The sequence below is a fragment of the Streptomyces sp. NPDC005899 genome, from assembly GCF_040629645.1.
In the GTDB taxonomy this organism is placed as follows: domain Bacteria; phylum Actinomycetota; class Actinomycetes; order Streptomycetales; family Streptomycetaceae; genus Streptomyces.
Genome location: NZ_JBEXWB010000021.1, coordinates 23,633 through 43,350, shown reverse-complemented (window position 1 = coordinate 43,350; position 19,718 = coordinate 23,633). Strand labels below are relative to the sequence as shown.

The window sequence follows — 19,718 nt, the reverse complement described above, 5'->3', positions numbered from 1 at the left end:
GGCTGGTGGGGCGGCTGCTGCGGGCCGAAGGGTGACTCGGCACCGTGCTGGTGCGTGGTGGGCGGAACCTGGGCCGGCGGCGCGTCCACGGGTGCCCCCGAGGGGGTGCCGGAGGCGGGCGGGGCCACCGGCGGGGTGCCCTCGGGAGCGGCAGCCGGCACGGGAGGTGCGGACGGAACAGACGGTACGGGCGCCGCCGCGTTGTCCTCGTTGCCCTCGTTCTCGGTGCTCACAGCTCTTTACTCCTCGGTTCCACTCGGCATTCGGCAAGAGATCCGCTGTGCACGTGTCTGCGGTCAGCTTTTCCCACAGCACGTCAGGCCACTGTAAGCAGGACCTGTGCATCCGCACACCAATCTTTACATCAGGCAAAACGGTCCGACCTGACATGTGCCGAACCGCCGTCGCGCCACAGTGACACCATGTGGCGGTGACCCACGCACGTCTACCCGCCGAGCAGCACCCCATCCAGGTCATCGCGCACCGCGGCGCCTCGGACGACGCCCCCGAGCACACCCTGGCCGCGTACCGGAAGGCGATCGAGGACGGCGCCGACGCCCTGGAGTGCGATGTCCGTCTCACCGCGGACGGCCAGCTCGTCTGCGTGCACGACCGCAGGGTGAACCGCACGTCCAACGGCCGGGGCGCGGTCTCCGCGCTGGAGCTCGCCGATCTGGCCGCCCTCGACTTCGGTTCCTGGAAGGACCGCGAGGAGTCCCCGGACTGGGATCCGGTGCCGGGCGAGCTCACCTCCGTACTCACCCTGGAACGGCTTCTCGACCTCTTCACCGAGGTGCGTGCCACCGGGCGCCGGCTGCAGCTGGCCATCGAGACCAAGCACCCCACCCGCTGGGCCGGGCAGGTCGAGGAGCGGCTGCTCCACCTGCTCAGGCGGTACGGACTGGACGGTCCGCCGGGCGACGGGCCCCCTCCCGTGCGCGTCATGAGCTTCTCCGCACGGTCCCTGTACCGCGTCAGGGCGGCCGCCCCCGCACTGCCCACCGTCTTCCTGCTGCAGTTCGTCTCACCGCGGCTGCGCGACGGACGGCTGCCGGCCGGTGCGCGGATCGCCGGGCCGGGGATGCGGATCGTACGCAACCACCCCGGGTACATCGAGCGGCTGCACCGCGCCGGCCACCGGGTGCACGTGTGGACCGTGAACGAGCCGGCGGACGTGGAACTGTGCGTGCGCCTGGGCGTGGAGGCGATCATCACCAACCGCCCCAGACAGGTTCTGTCGCAATTGGGCCGCTCCTGACGCCGGTCACCGGTAGTGCTCCGGCGCATTCGCTCCGCGTCCGCACGTGACGAGTGCATCACCAGCAGGGCTTTGGCCGGTTTCCGGTGATGTCCAGGAGGGCATCCAATCCCTGGCGTGGGGCGAAGGAGGTCTCGGGGGTGGCGTTTGTGGTGGCACAGGAAGTGCCCGCGTCGTCGAGCATGGCCGTACCCCATGGTCCTGCCGGTGTGGGACAGGCGCGGCACCGCATGCGGGAGCAGCTGCGCGGCAACGGGGTGTCGGACGCGGTGGTCGACGACGCGGTCCTGGTCCTTTCGGAGCTCTTGAGCAACGCCTGCCGGCACGGCAGGCCGCTGGGGCGGCACACGGAGGTGGGTGACGGCGACGTCCGCGCCGCCTGGCGCGTGGACAGGACGGGCGATCTGACCGTCGAGGTGACGGACGGCGGCGGCCCGACCAGACCGGTGCCGTCGACTCCCTCGGTCACCGCGCGCGGTGGCCGCGGGCTCACCATCATCGGCTCCCTGGCCCGGGAGTGGGGGGTACGCGACGACACCGCGGGCGAGGTCACCGTCTGGGCCCTGCTCTCGGGGCACCACGGGCAGGAGGCCCACGGGACACCCGCCGGGCCCCCCGAGCGCGGCGGCACACCCGCCACGCCTCCCGGGCACGCGGCCGCCGGCCGCCGCGACACGGGCGGGACGCGGGATCCGGCCGCGATCGGCGGGCTCGGTGCCCTGGCCGGGCTGGACTTCTCCGGGGTTCTCGACGCCTTCGACGACGCGGGCTGAGCGCGGGAGCGACGACGAGGTGCGCGGCGCGCCGCGCACCGGCCCGGGTGTGGAGTGCGTGTGCCTCGACGGCGCCGGGGACGGCTAGGCTCGCGGCCGAGACCGCACTGTCGCAATCGGGAGAACGCCCACCATGGCCAAGAAGCGCCCTCAGTCCAAGGCCGGGAAGCCGCAGCTCAAGGATGGTGAGATTCCCGTCGTCGGGGCTCGCGAACCCTGCCCGTGCGGGTCCGGCCGCCGCTACAAGGCCTGTCACGGACGGGCCGCCGCCCAGGCGGTGACCGAGCTGGTCCAGCGCCCGTTCGAGGGGCTGGCGGGCGAGTGCGACTGGGTCGCCCTGCGCGAGCTCGTCCCCGCGGCGACGGTCGAGTTGACGCTGAAGGGCGGACTGCCCGAGGGCGTGCCCTCCGTGTCGCTCGCGACCGTACTGCCGATGGCGTGGCCGGCGCTGCGACGTGACGACGGTTCGGTGCTGCTCGCCCTGCAGAACGACACCTCGTCCGGCGATCTCAGCCGGGACCTCGCGGACACCTTGCAGCGGGCGCTCGAGGCGGAGCCCGGCTCGCCGGTCGCCGCCCGCCGTGTCCCCGCCGACGGCCCGCGGCTGCAGGACCTCCTGGACCCCGGCGCCGCCTTCGAGCCGGTCGTGCACTCCGGCTTCGAGTTCTGGGTCCCGGACGCGGAGAACGCCTCCGCCGAGGTGTCCGCCTCCCTGGAGCGCGCCAACGCGGCAGCCATCCCGACCACGCTGCTCTCCGGCGTGGACGCGGCCTACTGGTGCGAGACGCCGGAGAAGAACCACCTCCGCTGGGTCATGCCGCATCCGGAGGAACAGCTCCTCGACGCCCTCGCCCGGCTGCACGCCGCAGGGACGTCCTCGCTCGGCGAGGGAACCCGTCTCGTGGGGTCGTTCCGCGCGCACGGGCTGATGGTCCCCGTCTGGGACCTGCCGAGTGCCATGGGTGCGGAGGAGTGCGAGAAGCCGGCCGCGGGGTTCGCGGAGCGGCTCGCCGAGGCGCTCGCGTCCGACGCCCCGCTCACGGGCGAGGAGCGCCGGGCCAGGGGCGGGCTCACCAACCGCCAGGTGACGCTGAGCTGACAGTGACGCGGGCCAGGGGGGTGCCGGTGACCCGCGTCACAACTCCCCGTACTGCTGAGTAAATCGCCGCCCTTTCAGGCGAGATCGAATTTGCTCAGAGCAGATCTCTTGTTACCGTTCTGGAAGCCCGGTCGCTGGTGCATCCCCCGTCGCCAGCGATCGGGCGTCCTCATGTCCGGGCCCGGACAGCCGGGGCGCACGCCGGAGCACCGGCGGTTCGGCGCCGCTGTGGCCCGTCCGCCGGTGCTCCCGGTCTTCCCCGTACGACGCGTCGACGGCGTCGTGGTGTCGGTCAGTACGCGAGCCGGCTCCCGCCGTCCGGAGCGCTGTCGCTCGCCTCCACCAGCGCGTCCAGGACGAGTTCCACGTCCGGGAGCCACGGCGCGTCGCTGCCGGACGACGGTGGCCGCACCCACCGCACCTGCCCGGCGCCGATCTCGGAGGGGGGCAGGAGCAGATAGCCGCCCTCCCCGTGGAAGCGCAGGGAGCTGGGCACCCGGTCCTTCGCGTGCAGCAGCTCACCGAGCCGTTCCAGGGTGTACGGGGCGACGAACACCGACCAGCGGGTGGGCGTCGCCACCACGGGGCCGAGCCGCAGCCCCATGGCGTCGAGCGCGGCGAGCGCCCGGGCGCCCGCCACGGCCGGCAGGCTCAGCGCGCAGGGCGCCCGGCCACCCGTGGCCAGGACGACGGGGGCCGTGGGCCGGCCGGTCCACCACCACCGGACCATGCGGGTGTCGGTGGTCGCCGCCAGGAGGCCGGGATCGAAGGGGTGTGCGCCGGGTACGGCGCACTCGGGGTCGGGACAGGCACAGCCGCGGCCGCGTTCACCGCGCGCTCCGGAGACGGCGAGCCCCACTCCGGGGACCACGGGCCATTTCCACGCGGTGGCACAGGTGAGCGCCGCGTCGAGCTGAGCGGAACGCTTCCTGCCCCTGGGCCGGTGCCTGCGTCGCCTTCCGAGGATCTCGCGCATGAGCGCTCGTTCCTTTCCGTTGAACGCCGAGGTTCACATCACGCCACGCGCCCGTTACTCCACGCGTGGGTCGTATCACTGTGCGTACGGGCTCATCAGGCCGCGGCACGGGTGGATCAGTGCCGAGCGAGAGCCGGGCCGTACAGGGTGGAACCGAACAGATGGAGCTGAACCGAGTTGTACAGAGCCGAGTCCAGTCAAAACATCGCGCGGGCGGCGTGCGTTTCGCGCGTGCCGTCCCTGGTGCAGACCCCGCCGCTCGCGGGTCGGGGTGCGGTCGTCACGGGTGAGGACGTCCGGGCACTCTGTCGGGTTCCGGGGCGGTCGCAACTGCCCCTGGCCATCAACGATTACGTACCCAGCATGACCGGGATGACGCGCTCTCCGGCACTTCACCCCGAGAGCGCCCCTTGCCGGGCAGACCCAGTCGATCGCAAATAACCGCACGGGGGTGCAATTTTTGGCCAAGTTACCCGACATGCAGACCCCCCGAATACCGCGAGGACAATGCTGGACATCACCTTACGTCTGCGTGTAGATGTGAGTGCGTGTACCTGTGCACGCACTGATAGCGGCACAGAATGACATGGGGGTTCGCGATGCTATGCACCGAAACGCACTGCTCGGAGAGCCGACTGTCATGAGTGCCCCGCACCTGCCCAAAGTGGCTGGAATCGATCCCGTGGTTCCTGTTTCGACGCAGACTGCCGCCCCGCTGAAGGCCGTGCCCCCCGCGCCGGCGGCCCTCATCCAGGACCGGCTGGCCAGTTGGGTCTCCGATCTCACCACGCTGCACGAACTCACCGAGCGACTGGCGGGTACGAGCACCCTCGACGACGCCCTGCGCGAGCTGCTCGGCGCCGGGGCGGCCCTGGTCGGCGCCCGCCGCGGCCTCCTCGTGCTCGAACCGGCCGACGGGGCCGTCACCTCCCGCACCATCGGCCTCGGCCTGGCCCACGCGGAGCTCGGGCACATCGAGACCGTCCCCCGCGACGCCACCCCCTACGGCAGCCTCCTCGACGGCCTGCCCGGCACCGACGGGCCGCTCGCCTGCCCCGACATCCCCGGCGACGCGAGCCTCGACCCGCGCTGCCGTGAGGTGGCCGCACGCCTCGGTTACGCCGCCAGCTACGCCCTGCCCCTGACCACCGTGGCCGCCGGCCGGCTCGGTGCGGCCGTCTGGCTGTACGACGAACCGGCCGAACCCCTCGAACGCCAGTGCCACCTGATCGGGCTGTACGCCCGCCACGCCTCCGAACACCTGGCCCGCCTGACGGAGCTCGAACGCGCCAGGGCGGACATCGCCGCCATCGCCGAGGAGCTCCTTCCCATCCGACTGCCCCGCGTGCCCGGGGTACGGCTGGCCGTGCGCCATCGCAGCGCCCCGCGCGGCGGCGGCGACTGGTACGACGCGCTGCCCCTGCCGGACGACGCCCTCGGCCTCGCCGTGGGCTCGGTCGGCGGGACGGGGCCGGCCGCCCTGGCCGCCATGGGCCGGCTCCGTGCCGGCCTGCGGGCCTACGCCGTCATGGAGGGCGAGGACCCCGTGGCCGTACTCTCCGACCTCGAACTGCTGCTGCGCCTGACCGAACCGGCGACGGCCGCCACCGCCCTCTACGCCTACTGCGAACCCGGCCGCCGCACGGTCCTGCTCGCGGGAGCCGGGCACACCCCGCCGCTGGTGACGGGAGACCGGCGGACCGCGTTCGTGGAGACGTCCCTCTCCGCACCCCTCGGCATGCTCTCCTGCTGGGAGGCGCCGAGCGTCGAGTTCTCACCCGGCTCCGGAGAAACGGTGCTGCTGTACACCGACGGGCTGCTGCGCCGCACCGCCGATTCCATGGACCACGCGTTCGCGCGGCTGCACGCGGCGGCTGCCGGTGCGCCGAAGGTGCTGCGGCAGGATCCTGGAGCCCTCGCCGACCACGTCCTGCACACACTCCTGCCGGACGGCCTCGACCGGGACGGCGACGGCGAGGACGTCGTCCTGCTCGCCGCGCGTTTCGACTGACGGCGGCGCCCGGCCGGTAAGAGGTCTTCCGGCCCTGGACCCCCTTCCGTACGACCGTACGATGGGCGGGGTCCAGTGTCGTATAAGGAGAGACAAATCGTGTCTGAGGAGCTCACCCCGGAGACCCCGGAAGCCGCAGAAGCAGAGCCGATCAAGCAGCGGAAGAACGGCCTGTACCCGGGCATTTCCGATGAGCTCGCCGAGAACATGAAGTCCGGCTGGGCCGACACCGAGCTGCACGGCCTGGAGCCGATCGCCCAGGCCGGCCACACCGCCGCGCGCCGCGCCGCACTCTCCGCACGCTTCCCCGGCGAGCGGCTCGTCATCCCCGCGGGCAACCTCAAGACGCGGTCCAACGACACCGAGTACGCGTTCCGCGCCTCCACCGAGTACGCCTACCTCACCGGCGACCGGACCCAGGACGGCGTCCTGGTGCTGGAGCCCGCCGGCTCGGGCCACGAGGCGACGGTCTACCTGCTGCCCCGCTCCGACCGGGAGAACGGCGAGTTCTGGCTCGACGGACAGGGCGAGCTCTGGGTCGGCCGGCGCCACAGCCTCGCGGAGGCCGAGCAGCGGCTGGGCATCCCCGCGAAGGACGTCCGCGAACTCCCGGCCGCGCTCGCCGAGGCCACCGGCCCCGTGCGCGTCGTCCGCGGCCACGACACCGGCATCGAGAACGCCCTGACCGACAAGGTCACCGCGGAGCGCGACGAGGAACTGCGCGTCCACCTCTCCGAGGCCCGCCTGATCAAGGACGCCTTCGAGGTGGCCGAACTGCAGAAGGCCTGCGACGCCACGGCGCGCGGCTTCGAGGACGTCGTGAAGGTGCTCGACAAGGCGGAGGCCACGAGCGAGCGCTACATCGAAGGCACGTTCTTCCTCCGCGCCCGCGTCGAGGGCAACGACATCGGCTACGGATCGATCTGCGCCGCCGGCCCGCACGCCACCACCCTGCACTGGGTCCGCAACGACGGCGCCGTCCGTCCCGGCGAACTGCTGCTGCTCGACGCCGGTGTGGAGACCGACGAGTACTACACGGCGGACGTGACGCGCACGCTACCGATCAACGGCTCGTTCAGCCCTCTCCAGCGCAGGATCTACGACGCGGTGTACGAGGCCCAGGAGGCCGGCATCGCGGCCGTGAAGCCCGGCGCCGCCTTCCGCGACTTCCACGACGCCGCGCAGCGGGTCCTCGCCGCGAAGCTGGTCGAGTGGGGCCTGCTGGGCGACCTGTCCGTCGAGAAGGTCCTGGAACTCGGCCTCCAGCGCCGCTGGACCCTGCACGGCACCGGCCACATGCTCGGCATGGACGTCCACGACTGCGCCGCCGCCCGCACCGACTCGTACGTCAACGGCACCCTGGAACCGGGCGTCTGCCTCACGGTGGAGCCCGGACTCTACTTCCAGGCCGACGACCTGACCGTGCCCGAGGAGTACCGCGGCATCGGCGTCCGCATCGAGGACGACATCCTGGTCACCGAGGACGGCAACCGGAACCTCTCCGACAAGCTGCCGCGCCGGGCCGAGGACGTCGAGGCGTGGATGGCCGGCCTGAAGGGCTGATCCCCGGCGCCCCGCAGCCCCCGGGCGCGCTGCTCAGCACACCATGAGCAGCGCGCCCTCACGCCATTTCAGGACCTTGTCGAAGCTCACGACAGCGCCGCGCCCCGGAGCGTTCCCGAAGTGGACGTGGTCCGCGAGCTCCTCGATCAGGCAGAGCCCCCGGCCGCTCTCCGCCAGGGCGGGAGGCTGTTCCGCCTGCCGGACGCCGCAGCCGGCCGCGAGGGGCTGGGGTCCAGCGGACCGCGACGGATCCGGCGGCTGTCCGGCGGACCGGTGCGCGGCGGTGTGGAGCGTGCGCCGTGCGGGGAAACCCGGCCCCGAGTCGGCGACCTCGATGCGGCACGTCTCACCGTCCAGGTGGACGGTGACCCGGTACTGCTCGCTGCGGCCCCCGGGGTGCCCGGCGTCATCGCCGCCCTCCCCGAGCCCGCCGCCGTGCTCCACGGCGTTCGCACAGGCTTCGCTGAGCGCGACCGACAGGTCGTAGGAGATGTCGGGATCCACCCCCGCGGTCTCCATGGCGCCGAGCAGGAAACGACGGGCGAGCGGAACGCTCGCAGCCTCGCGCCGCAAATGGAGTGACCACCACATGCTCATGCTCCAGCCTCCTGGCTGCGGCTCGACATACGGTTACGTATTGCCGCGGTACACGCTTCGTAAGCACGGTTCGTCCGTGACAGCGCTCATTCGGCGGATGCGAATGTTCCGTATACCGGTGTATGTCCGTCACCCGAAGCCGCCGGAAGCCTTCGCGAACAGGTACAACACTCCTCGATCGACCCGGCAGGGGCGGATACCGACCTTACGGACCTGCCGCACGCGGACCGCGGGCGCAGTGCGATGATGACCCCGCCATGTCTATGCCTGTCGCACGCGCCGGAGCCGGTCTGCGGCTTCTGAGGACCGCGGTGTTCACCGCGGTCTGCGTCGTGCTGGCCGCTGCCGGGCATGCGCTCGCCGCGGGCACGGCCGTGCCCGGGTGGACACTCCTCGCCGCGTTCCTGGGCGTTTTCGCCGTCGCGGCGGCGCTCGCCGGCCGTGAACGGTCCCTCCACTCGATCTCCGCCGCACTGGCCGCGGGACAGGTCGCCCTGCACTCAGTCTTCAGCGCGGGGAGCCACACCCCCCTCACGGCGACGCCGTCCGGGGACGACCCGCTGATCCGCTTCGCCGCCGGCCTGGTGTGCGGTGCCGGGCCCTCGCAGCTCAGCGCCGGGCAGGCCCACCGCATCGTCTCGGCCGCGGGCATCGACCCCGCGACCGTGGCGCAGGGCCACCCGCACCTGGCGTCCGGAGCGGCCACGGCCCAGGACGGCGCCGCGGCCGCCGACCCCGGCGCGCTGACCGCCGTGCTGTCGGGGCTGCTGCCGAGCCTGCCCATGCTCCTCGGCCACCTCCTCGCCGCCCTCGCCACCGGCTGGCTGCTGCGCCGGGGCGAGATCGCCCTCTTCCGGCTGGCCCGGCTCTCGGCGCACGGCGGCCGGCAGCTCGTGGCGGGTGCCAGGCTCCGGGCGCTGCGCGCCGCCATGGCCCTCGTACGCGCCCTGCGGGCCGGCCTGCCCGGGCGGCCCACGACCGGGCCGCTCCTCCCTCCCGCCGCCGACGACACTCCGGCGTCCGGGACCGGGGGTCTTCTGCAGCACATGGTGATCAGGCGGGGCCCGCCGCCCGTATTCGTACGCGCAGCCTGACGCGACCCCTCCGCCGGGAACCGGGAGGAGCGGTCGTGATGCCGTCGTGCACCAGCGCGCCGGACCACCTTCCTTCGTGCCTTGTGGAGTGATCCCTGCCATGAACGTTTCACGCATCGCCATCGCGGGCGGCGTCGCCGTCTCCACCGCCCTGCTGCTCGCCGGCCCCGCCGCGGCGCACGTCAGCGTGCAGCCCCAGGGCGCGGCCGCCAAGGGCGGTTACGCCACCATCAACTTCAAGGTGCCCAACGAGCGCGACAACGCCTCCACCGTGAAGCTCGAGGTCAACCTCCCGACCGACCACCCGCTGGCCTCCGTCAGCGCGCAGGCGGTCCCGGGATGGAAGATCGACATCACGAAGAGCAAGCTCGCGAAGCCCCTCGACGTACACGGCAAGAAGATCAACGAGGCTGTTTCCAAGGTGACCTGGACCGCCGACGGCAGCGGCATCGCCCCCGGCTACTTCCAGCAGTTCCCCCTCTCCGTCGGCCAGCTCCCCGAGGACGCCGACCAGTTGGTCTTCAAGGCGCTCCAGACGTACAGCAACAAGGAAGTCGTCCGCTGGATCGAGGAGCCCACCGAGGGGGGCGAGGAGCCCGAGAGCCCCGCTCCCGTGCTGGCGCTGACCGCCCCGGCCGAGGACGCCCACGGCGGCGCCGCGGACGACAAGAGCGGTGACGACGCGAAGGCTGAGGGCTCGACGGCCTCGGCCGGCGAGGCGTCCTCGTCGTCGGCCGACGACAGCACCGCCCGGGTCCTGGGCGTCATCGGCATCGTCGTCGGCATCGCGGGTGTCGCCTTCGGTGTCCTCGCGGGCCGCCGCCGCACCGCCTGACCGCACGACTCCACCACCCGCACCACCACAGACCAGGAACCAGCTCTCCATGCACAGCAAGAAGACGGTGCTGGCCGCGGCGTTCGCCGCCGTGGCCGCACTGACCCTGTCCGCCTGCGGCGGCGACACCCCGGCGGACCCGTCCGTGGCCGAGGTGTCCGCCGAGACGGAGTCGAAGCCCGCGACGGTGCTCGACCAGCCGTTCACGAAACCCGATCTCGTCCTCACCGACACCCACGGCGAGACGTACGACCTGCGCGAGAGGACGAAGGGCAGGCCGACGCTCATCTACTTCGGCTACACCAACTGCCCGGACGTCTGCCCGCTCACCATGAGCAACATCGCGCTCGCCAAGCGCGCCCTGCCGAAGGCCGACCAGGAGAAGCTCCAGGTCGTCTTCGTCACGACCGACCCCGAACGCGACACCCCGGCGTCCCTGGGCAGCTGGCTCAAGGCCCAGGACCCCGGCTTCACCGGCCTCACCGGCGACTTCCCGGCCATCCAGGCGGGCGCCCGGCAGATCGGCATCGGCATCGACGCGCCCAAGAAGGAGAAGGACGGCACCGTCGTCTCGATGCACGGCGCCCAGGTCATCGCGTTCTCCCCGAAGACCGACAAGGGGTACGTGCTCTACGGCGAGGACACCACGGCCGAGGACTACACCGAGGACCTCCCCGAGATCATCGAGGGGAAGACCCCGTGAACCGCGGCACAGCACTCGTCGGCGCCGCGGCCCTCGTCACGGGGCTCGCGCTCACCGGCTGTTCCCCGTCCGGAGGGCCGGAGCTCGAGGTGAGCGGCGCCTTCATGCCGCAGCCCGTCAGCGACATGGCGGCCGGCTTCCTCGTCGTGAGGAACCTCGGCGGCGCCACCGACCGGCTCACCTCGGTGACCAGCTCCCTCTCGGACAGCGTCACCATCCACGAGACGAAGAACCAGGCGATGCGGATGGTCACCTCGTTCGAGATCCCGGCCGGTGGTGAGCTCGATCTCGAGCGCGGCGGCAACCACATCATGTTCATGGACCTCAAGAAGCGGCCCAGACAGGGAGACACGGTCGCCCTGAAGCTGCACTTCGAGAAGGCCGACCCCATCACGGTCGACGTTCCCGTGAAGGAGACCACCTACAACCCGAAGAAGCAGTGAGGTGCTGACGCCATGACCACCACCGCCCCGTCCCCCGGGCACTCCCCGATACGCCGGCCGTTCGCCGCGGCCGCGCTCGTCACGGCCTTGGTCGGCCTGCTGTTCGGCCTGCTGCTGGCCGGCGCGGGCCCCGCGTCCGCGCACGCCGCGTTGACCGGGAGCGACCCGCAGGACGGGGCGGTGGTCCCCACGGCACCCGAGGAGGTCACCCTCACCTTCTCCGAACAGATCGCCATGGGCACCGACTCGATCCGGGTCCTCGACCCGAGCGGCGAACGGGCCGACGACGGCGCCCCGCGCGACCTGTCGAGCGGCGGGACCGTCCGGTACGGGGTGCCGCTGCACGGCGGTCTGCCCGACGGCACCTACACCGTCGCCTGGCAGGCCGTCTCCGCGGACAGCCACCCGGTCTCCGGAGCGTTCACCTTCTCCGTCGGAGCCCCCTCGGAGACGACGGTCGCGCTCCCCTCCCAGGAGGCCGGTGGCGGCCTCGTGGGCTTCCTCTACGACCTCGCGCGCTACGCCGCGTACGCCGGGTTCGTCCTCCTCGTCGGCGGGGCGGCCTTCGTACTCGCCTGCTGGCAGGGCGGGGCGGGCGTACAGGCCCTCCAGCGGCTCGTCGTGCGCGGCTGGGTCACCCTCACCGCGGCGACGCTGGCCATGCTGCTCCTGCGCAACCCGTACACCGGGTCGGGGAGACTCGCCGACGCCTTCGACCTCGACGGACTGCGGACCGTCCTCGACACCAAGCCGGGGGCCGCACTGGTCTCCAGGCTCCTCCTGCTGGGCGCCTCGGCCCTCTTCGTCGCCGTGCTCTTCGGGGCGTACGCCCGGCGCGAGGACGAGAAGGAGAGGCAGGACCTGACCTTCGGGCTCGCGATCGGCGGGGCCGTCATCGCCGCGGGCATCGCCGGTACGTGGGCGCTGGCCGAGCACGCCTCCACCGGCATCCAGCCGAACATCGCCATGCCGGTCGACGTGCTCCACCTGCTCGCCGTGGCCGCGTGGCTGGGGGGACTGGCCGCGCTCCTGGTGGCCCTGTACCGCACGCCGCACATCCCGGGCCGGGCGGTACGGCGGTTCTCCCGGGTGGCGTTCGGCAGTGTGCTCGTACTCGCCGCGACGGGGCTGTACCAGTCCTGGCGGCAGGTCGGCTCCTGGTCCGCCCTGACCGGTACCGGCTACGGGCAGCTCCTCCTCGTCAAGGTCGCGCTGGTCGCCGTGCTCGTGTGCGTCGCGGGTCTCTCGCGGCGGTGGACGGGGCGCCTGGCCGACGGTGCCGGGGCCGCGGACGCCGTGACCGCTCCGGACGCCGACTCCGATCCGGCTGCCGTCCCGGGGCCGCGGACGGGTGCGGGGGCCGGTACGGCTGGGGAAGCGGTGGCCGGTACGGCCGTCACGGCGGACGATCCGCAGGGTGCGCCGGCGGAGACCGACGAGGACGGCGGGGTGGCCCCGGAGCGCGCCGCCCAGCTCGCACGTCAGCGTGCCGCGCTGACGGCGACCAGCCGGAGGCGGGCGCGCGACGCCGATCCGGAGCGCTCCGGGCTCCGCCGGTCCGTGCTGATCGAGGCCGGCGTCGCCGTCGTGCTCCTGGCGGTCACGACGATCCTGACGTCCACCGAACCCGGGCGTACGGAGGAGGAGGCCGCCCGCGGTACGACGGCGGCCACCGCGCCGGTGAGCGGTGGGCAGGTGAATCTGAGCGCGCCGTTCGACACCGGGGGCGCGAACGGCAAGGGGACCGTGCGGCTGGACATCACCCCGGGCAGCACCGGCTCGAACGACGTGCACCTCTGGGTGGACGGTGCCGATGACGCCCCCATGGACGTGCCCGAGGTGAGGCTGGCGTTCACCCTGGAGTCCAAGGACATCGGCCCGCTGCCGGTCCTACCCGACCGCCTCACCGCGGGACACTGGACGGCGAGCGGCGTACAGATCCCCATGGCGGGTGACTGGACGGTCTCGGTGACCGTGCGGACATCTGACATCGACCAGACGACCATCGACGAGAACGTGAAGATCGGCTGAGCAGGTTGAGCAAGAAGACGGAACAGCTGGCCACACCCGCCGCCACCGACGAGAACGGCGGACGGGGCCTCTCCCGCCGGCGGCTGATCGGTGGAGCGGGAGCCGCCGGGGCGGCCGGCCTGGTGCTGGGGGCCGCGGGCGGCGCGGGCGGTTACGCCGCGACCCGCGACGACGAGCCCGCCCCGCTGACCACGATCGGTGCGACCGAGGCGATGTTTCACGGGAAACATCAACCGGGGATCACCACCCCGCTCCAGGCCCGCGGGCACCTGATCGCCTTCGACCTGGCTGCCGGGGCGGGGCGCAGGGAGGCCGCCGCACTGATGCGCCGCTGGTCCGCCGTGGCGGAACGGCTCATGGCCGGGGAGCCGGCGGGCGACGGCGGAGCTGACGACACAGGAGTGGCGCTCGACGCCGGGCCGTCCTCCCTGACCATCACGTTCGGCTTCGGACGCACCTTCTTCGAACGTACGGGCCTGACCGCCCACCGGCCCCCCTCGCTCGATCCGCTGCCCCCCTTCTCCTCCGACCACCTGGACGCGAAGCGGTCCGAGGGTGACCTGTGGGTGCAGATCGGTGCCGACGACGCGCTCGTGGCCTTCCACGCCTTGCGGGCCGTGCAGAAGGAAGCCGGTCCGGCGGTCCGGCCGCGCTGGCAGATGAACGGCTTCAACCGCACTCCGGGCGCCACGTCACGGCCCATGACCGCCCGCAACCTGATGGGCCAGATCGACGGCACCGGAAACCCGCGGCCGGCGGACAGCGACTTCGGCGCACGTGTCTTCGTGCCGTCCGGCGGCCCGCCGGCGTACGCGTGGATGGAGGGCGGCTCGTACGCCGTCGTACGGCGGATCCGCATGCTGCTCGACGACTGGGAGAAGCTCCCCACCGGCCGGCAGGAAAGGGTCATCGGGCGACGCAAGGCGGACGGCGCACCCCTGAGCGGAGGTTCGGAGAGCACCGAGATGGATCTGGACAAGGCGGGGCCGGACGGCAGACTGCTGATCCCCGACAACGCCCATGCCCGGATCTCCTCCCCCGAGAAGAACGGCGGCGCCGCGATGCTGCGGCGGCCCTTCTCGTACCACGACGGCATGGCGGACGACGGCACCCCGGAGGCGGGGCTCCTCTTCGTCTGCTGGCAGGCCGACCCGTTCAAGGGGTTCATCCCCGTGCAGCGCAAGCTCGACCGCGGAGACGCCCTGTCGCCGTTCATCCGGCACGAGGCGAGCGGCCTCTTCGCCGTACCGGGGGGCGCCGCGGCCGGGGAGTACGTAGGTCAGCGCCTCCTGGAGTCGTGAGCCCGCACGGCCGCTCCGGCGGCCCATTAGGGTGACCGTATGTCAGCCACGCGCTACGCCTATCTCGGCCCCGAAGGCACCTTCACCGAGGTCGCCCTCCGCACTCTCCCCGAAGCCGCCACCCGCGAGCTCGCCCCCATGCTCTCGGTGCCGGCGGCACTGGACGCGGTGCGCAACGGGGAGGCGGCGGCAGCGCTCGTCCCGATCGAGAACTCCGTCGAGGGCGGCATCACCGCCACGCTCGACGAGCTGACCACGGGCGCGCCGCTGATGATCTACCGGGAGGTGCTGCTCTCCATCACGTTCGCGCTGCTGGTGCGCCCCGGGACGAAGCTGTCGGACATCAAGACCGTCACCGCGCACCCGGCCGCCCAGCCGCAGGTGCGGAACTGGATGGCGGCCAATCTCCCGAACGCGGCGTGGGAGTCCGCCGCGTCCAACGCGGACGGCGCGCGGCTCGTGCAGGAGGGGCGTTACGACGCCGCCTTCGCGGGTGAGTTCGCCGCCGCGACCTACGGGCTCGAGCCCCTGGTCACGGAGATCCACGACGCGGAGAACGCCCAGACCCGCTTCGTGCTGGTGGGCCGCCCGGCGAGGCCGTCCGCGCCGACGGGGGCGGACAAGACCTCCGTGGTCATCTGGCTCGGCGACGACCGCCCGGGGGCCCTGCTCGAACTGCTGCAGGAGTTCGCCGTGCGCGGGGTGAACCTGATGCTGATCCAGTCGCGCCCCACCGGCGAGGGCATCGGCAACTACTGCTTCGCCGTGGACGCGGAGGGACACATCGCCGACCGCCGGGTGGGCGAGGCGTTGATGGGGCTGAAGCGAATCTGCCCGAAGGTCCGCTTCCTGGGCTCCTACCCGCGTGCCGGGGTCACTCCGGAAGAGGTGAGCGCCCTGCGGGCCGGCACCTCGGATCGGGACTTCACGGAAGCCTCCGACTGGTTGGCCCGTAGCCAGGACGGGCGCATCTGACGGCGGGGAACGCCGGTCGGCATTGCGTTCTCCACTTACCCACAGAGTTATCCACAGGTAGACGCCTCGGGCTGGGGACAAGTCGACACCTCGCAGCGACAAGGTCGACAAAACGCCCCAGGGTTCCGAGGGCCTGACGGGCCTGGGAGTGGTCGGCCGACACCTGTAATTCATTGATCAACTCCCCTGGATACGAAATTCCCACTCGAATGAGTGCATGGGCCAGGTTTGAGTGGCGATTCCGGGGCCGCGAGAACACCTACGGAACGATCCCTTCCGATGTCCACAGATCTTCCACACAGCCTGTGGATAACTCATTCGGCGCGGTCACTCCTGTGGACAATGCGATAGGGCGCGTCACTCCAACTCCCCTTCGCCACAAGGGCGGTGTGCGGAACAGGAAGGCAACTTGCCCGCTTTTCGAGGTAAAGGACCCTTTTGCTGATCCACTCCTCCCCGGGATGGCGACACTTTCCCAGCAGGAATCCCGATTCCGACAATCAGGGCAAAGTGGCGCGCTCGTCGATAGTGGTTCGAGCGGTTGATCCCCGCACCGGTAGCCTTGGGGGGTGATTGACCTTCGCCTGCTCCGTGAGGACCCCGACCGTGTTCGCGCCTCCCAGCGCGCCCGTGGAGAGGACGTCGGCCTCGTCGACGCCCTGCTCTCCGCCGACGAGCTGCGCAGGTCGTCCGGCGTCCGTTTCGACGAACTCCGCTCCGAGCAGAAATCGCTCGGAAAGCTGATCCCCAAGGCCGGCCCCGAGGAGCGCGCTGAGCTCCTGCGGAAGGCCGACCAGCTGAAGACCGAGGTCAAGGCCGCCGACGCCGCCCAGGACGCGGCCGACGCCGAGGCCAAGCGGCTGCTCCTGCTGCTCGGCAACATCGTCCACGAGGACGTCCCGGTCGGAGGTGAGGAGGACTTCGTCGTCCTCGAGACGCACGGCACCATCCGCGACTTCGGTGCCGAGGGCTTCGAGCCCAAGGACCACCTCGAGCTCGGCGAGGCGCTGGGCGCCATCGACATGGAGCGGGGCGCCAAGGTCTCCGGCTCGCGCTTCTACTACCTGACGGGTGTCGGCGCGCTGCTCGAACTGGCCCTCGTCAACGCGGCGATCGCCCAGGCCACCGAGGCCGGCTTCGTCCCGATGCTCACCCCGGCGCTGGTGCGCCCGCGCGCCATGGAGGGGACGGGCTTCCTGGGCCAGGCCGCGGAGAACGTCTACCACCTGGAGAAGGACGACTACTACCTGGTCGGCACCTCCGAGGTCCCGCTCGCGGCGTACCACATGGACGAGATCGTCGACGCGGACAAGCTGCCGCTGCGCTATGCCGGTTTCTCGCCGTGCTTCCGTCGCGAGGCGGGCACCTACGGCAAGGACACCCGGGGCATCTTCCGCGTGCACCAGTTCGACAAGGTGGAGATGTTCTCGTACGTCGACCCGGCGGACGCCGAGGCCGAGCACCGCAGGCTCCTGGAGTGGGAGAAGCAGTGGCTCACCGGCCTGGGGCTGCCCTTCCAGGTGATCGACGTCGCCACGGGTGACCTCGGTGCGTCCGCGTCCCGGAAGTTCGACTGCGAGGCGTGGATCCCCACCCAGGGCAAGTACCGCGAGCTCACCTCCGCGTCGAACTGCGACAGCTTCCAGGCCCGCCGGCTCTCCGTGCGCATGCGGGAGGGCAAGAAGGTCCAGCCGCTCGCCACGCTGAACGGCACGCTCTGCGCCGTACCGCGCACGATCGTCGCCATTCTCGAGAACCACCAGCTGCCCGACGGTTCCGTACGGGTGCCGGAAGTCCTGCGTCCGTACCTGGGCGGGCGCGAGGTCCTGGAGCCGGTCTCCAAGTGAGCTTCCCCTACAAGCTGGTGGCCACCGATCTCGACGGCACGCTGCTGCGTGACGACGGCACGGTCTCCACGCGCACGCGGGAGGCGCTGGCCGCGGTGACCGCGGCCGGCGCCGCCCACATCGTCGTCACCGGACGTGCCGTGCCCTGGACCCGGCACATCCTCGACGACCTCGGGTACGACGGGCTCGCGGTGTGCGGCCAGGGAGCGCAGGTGTACCACGCCGGCGAGCACAGGCTGCTGACCTCCCTGACGCTGGACCGGCAGCTCGCCGGCCTGGCCCTGTCGAAGATCGAGGCGGAGGTAGGTCCGCTCGCGCTGGCCGCGAGCCGTGACGGGCTCGAGGGCGCGGTCCTCGTCGGACCCGGCTACCGAGTACAGGAAGGGCCGTTGCCCGCTCTCCTCGTGGACGACCCCGCCGAGATGTGGGCCGCGCCCCTGAACAAGGTCTACATCCAGCATCCGGAGCTCGGCGACGACGCGCTGACGAAGGCGGCCCGGCAGGCCGTCGGCAGTCTGGTGGACGTCGTCATGGCGGGCCCGGGCGTCGTGGAGATCCTGCCCCTCGGACTGAGCAAGGCGACCGGTCTGTCGCTGGCCGCCCGCCGCCTCGGGCTGAAGGCGGCGGACACGCTCGCCTTCGGCGACATGCCGAACGACATCCCCATGTTCGGCTGGGCGCAGCACGGCGTGGCCATGGCCAACGCGCACGACGACCTGAAGGCCGTGGCACACGAGATCACCGCGTCCAACGAGCACGACGGCATCGCGGTCGTGCTGGAGGAGCTACTCCGCTCGCCCCGGCGGGCGTAGGGCGGAGGAGGGCGGCGGCCTGCTGCCCGGCCCCGGCTTCCCCGTGATCGGGGGAAGCCGGCGGCACCGGGTTCGCACGACGCCATGCGCCGCACACGGGGGTGCTGCGGTCTGTGGGTCTGCGGTCTGCGGTCTGCGGTCTGCGGTCTGCGGTCTGCGGTCTGCGGAGGATGCGCGGATCGAACGCGCGCGGGGCTCGCGCCCCGACGACGGCTTAGCAAGCCGCTGCCTTACCACTCGGCCAATCCTCCGGGAGGTGGCCGCGCGATGCGCACCGATGGCCACCCGGGGTCCTGCGGCGGCTCCGCGTAGCTGATGGGGCTACCTCGGTGCCGGCCGCGGACCGCTCCGCAGGGAACTCGACGGACTCCTACCGGTCATCGCCGCGCTCCTCTCCCGGTTCTCGTGGGCACCGCACTTCCGGGCCGGCTCCTCACGCCGGCCCCGCTGCGCCGCCCTCACTGTGCCCGAGGGCGCCGCTCGGGGACCACCGGTTTTCCCGACGGTCCCCGTCCGCGTCGCCCGTCCGCGTCGCCCCGTCCCCGTCGTCGGTCCGCGTCGCCGGACCGCGGCCGAACGGTCAGCCGTGCTCGTGCCGTCACGCACTTCCCGTGCCCCGCTCATGGAACAGCCCCCGCCCGGAGGGGCAGGGGCTGCGGGTGGACCGGTCCTCACTCCTCGCCGGCGAGCTTCAGCGCCCGCAGCTTCTGACCCGCGTACCACGTGGCCACGACCGTCACGCCGATCAGCAGGGCGGTCGCGAGCGGCAGGCCGACGTCGGAGGTGACCGCGCCCTCCCCGGCGACCTTCTCGGCGACCGAGAGGGACCACTGCTGCACGCTGAGCGTCCTGGCCCCCGGCACGAGGCTGCCGAAGAGCGCCTCCCACACCAACGCGTACACCAGGCCGAAGACCACGGCGTGCCGGCTGACCGTGCCGAGTAGCAGGAACAGCGCGCTGTACGCGATCGAGGCGACCAGCGCCGCGATCGTGTAGGCCACGGCGATCTGCCCGCCGTTGCCGTTGAGGATCAGGCCCGCGACGAACGTCGGCAGGGCCGAGAAGAGCATCGTCACGGAGACGGCGACGATCAGCTTGGTGAAGATGATGGTGGGCCGTTTCACCGGCTTGGCCAGCAGGTAGACGATCGATCCGTCGTCGATCTCGGGGCCGATGGCTCCGGTGCCCGCGATCACGCCGATCAGCGGCACCATCGTGGCGATGGCGAATCCCCCGAGCACCCCGGAGGCCACACCGTCATCGGCTCCGGCGAACGCCCGTACAGCCGCGGCGATGACCACCAGGAGGACGGGCAGGACGAACAGGATGGCGGCCCGGCGCCGGCCGAGCAGGGCCCGGTAGGTGAGCCGGGCGACTGTGGGGTCGTACATGACGCTTCA

The 19,718-nt window shown here is 71.9% G+C and carries 17 protein-coding genes, 1 tRNA gene and 1 pseudogene; 14 read left to right on the top strand and 5 right to left on the bottom strand.

Translation table 11 applies throughout. The annotated features are described in order from the left end of the window. Nucleotides 1-233, bottom strand: a pseudogene (locus ABZ371_RS05175) (protease); the annotation flags it as partial. Nucleotides 234-430: 197 nt separating this feature from the next. On the opposite strand from ABZ371_RS05175, the gene ABZ371_RS05170 reads away from it, so the two are divergent. From ABZ371_RS05170 to ABZ371_RS05160, 3 genes are all read left to right on the top strand, one after another. Beyond that, entirely contained in the window at nt 431-1,258 is an 828-nt protein-coding gene (locus ABZ371_RS05170; RefSeq protein ID WP_358673663.1) for a glycerophosphodiester phosphodiesterase family protein, read from the top strand. Nucleotides 1,259-1,347: 89 nt separating this feature from the next. Beyond that, the gene (locus ABZ371_RS05165) at nt 1,348-2,031 is read left to right on the top strand and encodes an ATP-binding protein (protein WP_358673660.1); all 684 of its coding nucleotides are present in this window, start codon (nt 1,348-1,350) and stop codon (nt 2,029-2,031) included. A gap of 133 nt (nt 2,032-2,164) precedes the next feature. Then, nucleotides 2,165-3,130, top strand: coding sequence for a DUF5926 family protein (locus ABZ371_RS05160; RefSeq protein ID WP_358673657.1), 966 nt, complete (start codon nt 2,165-2,167; stop codon nt 3,128-3,130). A 292-nt stretch (nt 3,131-3,422) separates the two neighbouring features. Here ABZ371_RS05160 and ABZ371_RS05155 read toward each other — a convergent pair whose 3' ends face one another. Continuing rightward, entirely contained in the window at nt 3,423-4,106 is a 684-nt protein-coding gene (locus ABZ371_RS05155; RefSeq protein WP_358673654.1) for a bifunctional DNA primase/polymerase, read from the bottom strand. Nucleotides 4,107-4,692: 586 nt separating this feature from the next. On the opposite strand from ABZ371_RS05155, the gene ABZ371_RS05150 reads away from it, so the two are divergent. Beyond that, nucleotides 4,693-6,117, top strand: a complete 1,425-nt coding sequence (locus tag ABZ371_RS05150; protein WP_358673651.1) for a PP2C family protein-serine/threonine phosphatase — start codon at nt 4,693-4,695, stop codon at nt 6,115-6,117. Nucleotides 6,118-6,216: 99 nt separating this feature from the next. Beyond that, on the top strand, nt 6,217-7,680 hold the full coding sequence (locus ABZ371_RS05145; RefSeq protein WP_358673648.1) for an aminopeptidase P family protein: 1,464 nt from the start codon (nt 6,217-6,219) through the stop codon (nt 7,678-7,680). Between the two features lie 33 nt (nt 7,681-7,713). Here ABZ371_RS05145 and ABZ371_RS05140 read toward each other — a convergent pair whose 3' ends face one another. Beyond that, nucleotides 7,714-8,277: an ATP-binding protein gene (locus ABZ371_RS05140; protein WP_358673645.1), complete on the bottom strand. Its 564-nt coding sequence runs from the start codon at nt 8,275-8,277 to the stop codon at nt 7,714-7,716. 257 nt (nt 8,278-8,534) lie between these two features. On the opposite strand from ABZ371_RS05140, the gene ABZ371_RS05135 reads away from it, so the two are divergent. From ABZ371_RS05135 to ABZ371_RS05095, 9 genes are all read left to right on the top strand, one after another. Further along, nucleotides 8,535-9,371, top strand: a complete 837-nt coding sequence (locus ABZ371_RS05135) for a hypothetical protein (protein WP_358673642.1) — start codon at nt 8,535-8,537, stop codon at nt 9,369-9,371. A gap of 100 nt (nt 9,372-9,471) precedes the next feature. Continuing rightward, a complete protein-coding gene (locus ABZ371_RS05130; RefSeq protein ID WP_358673639.1) occupies nt 9,472-10,206 on the top strand; it encodes a YcnI family protein in 735 nt (244 codons plus the stop codon). 49 nt (nt 10,207-10,255) lie between these two features. Continuing rightward, complete coding sequence (locus ABZ371_RS05125) at nt 10,256-10,909, top strand: SCO family protein (RefSeq protein WP_358673636.1); 654 nt, start codon at nt 10,256-10,258, stop codon at nt 10,907-10,909. Then, complete coding sequence (locus ABZ371_RS05120; protein ID WP_358673633.1) at nt 10,906-11,352, top strand: copper chaperone PCu(A)C; 447 nt, start codon at nt 10,906-10,908, stop codon at nt 11,350-11,352. The genes ABZ371_RS05125 and ABZ371_RS05120 overlap by 4 nt, the downstream gene beginning before the upstream one ends. Nucleotides 11,353-11,364: 12 nt before the next feature. After that, nucleotides 11,365-13,383 carry a copper resistance protein CopC gene (locus ABZ371_RS05115; RefSeq protein ID WP_358673630.1) on the top strand — a complete coding sequence of 673 codons (2,019 nt, stop codon included), beginning with the start codon at nt 11,365-11,367 and terminating at the stop codon, nt 13,381-13,383. 5 nt (nt 13,384-13,388) lie between these two features. Continuing rightward, nucleotides 13,389-14,684 carry an iron uptake transporter deferrochelatase/peroxidase subunit gene (gene efeB / locus ABZ371_RS05110; protein ID WP_358673627.1) on the top strand — a complete coding sequence of 432 codons (1,296 nt, stop codon included), beginning with the start codon at nt 13,389-13,391 and terminating at the stop codon, nt 14,682-14,684. A gap of 39 nt (nt 14,685-14,723) precedes the next feature. After that, nucleotides 14,724-15,659 carry a prephenate dehydratase gene (gene pheA / locus ABZ371_RS05105; protein ID WP_358673624.1) on the top strand — a complete coding sequence of 312 codons (936 nt, stop codon included), beginning with the start codon at nt 14,724-14,726 and terminating at the stop codon, nt 15,657-15,659. 569 nt (nt 15,660-16,228) lie between these two features. After that, complete coding sequence (gene serS, locus ABZ371_RS05100; protein ID WP_358673621.1) at nt 16,229-17,506, top strand: serine--tRNA ligase; 1,278 nt, start codon at nt 16,229-16,231, stop codon at nt 17,504-17,506. Continuing rightward, nucleotides 17,503-18,318 (top strand): HAD family hydrolase, encoded by an 816-nt coding sequence (locus ABZ371_RS05095; protein ID WP_358673618.1) that lies wholly within the window; start codon nt 17,503-17,505, stop codon nt 18,316-18,318. The genes serS and ABZ371_RS05095 overlap by 4 nt, the downstream gene beginning before the upstream one ends. Before the next feature lie 164 nt (nt 18,319-18,482). On the opposite strand, the gene ABZ371_RS05090 is transcribed toward ABZ371_RS05095, so the two are convergent. Then, nucleotides 18,483-18,569 (bottom strand) — tRNA-Ser (locus ABZ371_RS05090). A gap of 420 nt (nt 18,570-18,989) precedes the next feature. Next, nucleotides 18,990-19,709: an ABC transporter permease gene (locus tag ABZ371_RS05085; RefSeq protein WP_358673615.1), complete on the bottom strand. Its 720-nt coding sequence runs from the start codon at nt 19,707-19,709 to the stop codon at nt 18,990-18,992. Between the last annotated feature and the right edge of the window lie 9 nt (nt 19,710-19,718).

Coding starts and splice junctions, on each gene's coding strand:
- ABZ371_RS05165 (WP_358673660.1), top strand. CDS start 1,348: ATGTCCAGGAGGGCATCCAATCCCTGGCGTGGGGCGAAGGAGGTCTCG.
- ABZ371_RS05155 (WP_358673654.1), bottom strand. CDS start 4,106: ATGCGCGAGATCCTCGGAAGGCGACGCAGGCACCGGCCCAGGGGCAGG.
- ABZ371_RS05115 (WP_358673630.1), top strand. CDS start 11,365: ATGACCACCACCGCCCCGTCCCCCGGGCACTCCCCGATACGCCGGCCG.
- ABZ371_RS05160 (WP_358673657.1), top strand. CDS start 2,165: ATGGCCAAGAAGCGCCCTCAGTCCAAGGCCGGGAAGCCGCAGCTCAAG.
- ABZ371_RS05150 (WP_358673651.1), top strand. CDS start 4,693: ATGGGGGTTCGCGATGCTATGCACCGAAACGCACTGCTCGGAGAGCCG.
- ABZ371_RS05125 (WP_358673636.1), top strand. CDS start 10,256: ATGCACAGCAAGAAGACGGTGCTGGCCGCGGCGTTCGCCGCCGTGGCC.
- ABZ371_RS05130 (WP_358673639.1), top strand. CDS start 9,472: ATGAACGTTTCACGCATCGCCATCGCGGGCGGCGTCGCCGTCTCCACC.
- ABZ371_RS05140 (WP_358673645.1), bottom strand. CDS start 8,277: ATGAGCATGTGGTGGTCACTCCATTTGCGGCGCGAGGCTGCGAGCGTT.
- ABZ371_RS05085 (WP_358673615.1), bottom strand. CDS start 19,709: ATGTACGACCCCACAGTCGCCCGGCTCACCTACCGGGCCCTGCTCGGC.
- ABZ371_RS05135 (WP_358673642.1), top strand. CDS start 8,535: ATGTCTATGCCTGTCGCACGCGCCGGAGCCGGTCTGCGGCTTCTGAGG.
- pheA (WP_358673624.1), top strand. CDS start 14,724: ATGTCAGCCACGCGCTACGCCTATCTCGGCCCCGAAGGCACCTTCACC.